Source organism: Psychrobacter sp. FME5, from assembly GCF_014861375.1.
Taxonomy (GTDB): Bacteria; Pseudomonadota; Gammaproteobacteria; order Pseudomonadales; family Moraxellaceae; genus Psychrobacter.
In genome coordinates, this window is the sequence record NZ_RRYX01000235.1 from 1 (window position 1) to 1,146 (window position 1,146).

Genomic DNA, 1,146 nt, shown 5'->3' on the forward strand with positions numbered 1-1,146 from the left:
AGGCTCTGTTTTAATAGTGTGTTGATATAACTTATTGATAAATGATATAATGACTCTACAGGCTTTGATTTATAAGGGTTTAACCATGTCAACCGCCACAAAAAACATCGACATTCTCAAACAGTTATTCAACAACCTTTCTGAGAAAGAAAAACAGCTCTTTCTTGGTGATATTTCAGGTCAAAATTCTCTTGAAAAAGTTATTGCAGCTAAAGAGGTATCAAAATGCCCTCATTGCGACTCTACCCATTTCGTCAAAAATGGCACTAAATGCAACAACCAACGCTACTTGTGCCGTGACTGCAAAAAATCATTTGTTGAGCAAACAGGCACTATATTATACAACTCGCAAAAAGGCATTGAGGTTTGGGAAAAGTATATCCACTGTATGATTGAGAAGTACCCCTTACGCAAATGCGCCAAAATATGTGATATCAATTTGGCTACCGCCTTTGCATGGCGACACAAGATACTTGATGCGCTACAAAATATGATGACTGACGTTGAGCTTGATGGTGTCGTGCAAGCTGACGAAACATTTACCGCAATATCATATAAGGGTAATCACAAGTCTTTTAAATTGCCACGTATAGCCTATAAGCGAGGAACTAAGGCGAGTAAGCGTGGCTTATCAACAGAAAAGGTTTGCGTTCCTTGTGCCGTCAACTTAGATGGTCTATCCGTTGCTAAGATATCAAACCTAGGCAAACCATCATTAAAAGACTTGCAGAAAGTATTAGATGGCAATATCTCAAAAAACTCAGTATTTGTTACTGACTCGCTGCGTCCTTATCAAAAACTATCACTGGATATGGAGCTAAATCACATCCGTATTGCTACTAAGAAACGCAGTAATGGCTTATTCAATATCCAAATGGTCAATAACTACCACAGTAGGCTTAAAGACCTGATAACGCACCGCTTTAAGGGTGTGGCTACTAAGTATTTGAACAACTACCTTGTGTATCATAACTTTGTTAATTTTGCTAAAGGGTCATCAGAGAGTAAAGAGTCCGTACTGCTAGATTTTATTCGTAACACGCTATGCACAAGCAAGACTGCTGATTTGTCTAGTCGTCCTGCTGTACCTGTCTAACCATTAAGGCTGTTGGGCTGTACTCTATCTTTTTATTTAGATAAAGCTAG

The 1,146-nt window shown here is 38.7% G+C and carries 1 protein-coding gene; it reads left to right on the top strand.

What is annotated here, in order from left to right; translation table 11 throughout:
- Positions 1-85 precede the first annotated feature (85 nt).
- Positions 86-1,096 carry an IS1595 family transposase gene (locus EI161_RS14440; RefSeq protein WP_192520968.1) on the top strand — a complete coding sequence of 337 codons (1,011 nt, stop codon included), beginning with the start codon at positions 86-88 and terminating at the stop codon, positions 1,094-1,096.
- Positions 1,097-1,146 lie beyond the last annotated feature (50 nt).

Coding starts and splice junctions, on each gene's coding strand:
- EI161_RS14440 (WP_192520968.1), top strand. CDS start 86: ATGTCAACCGCCACAAAAAACATCGACATTCTCAAACAGTTATTCAAC.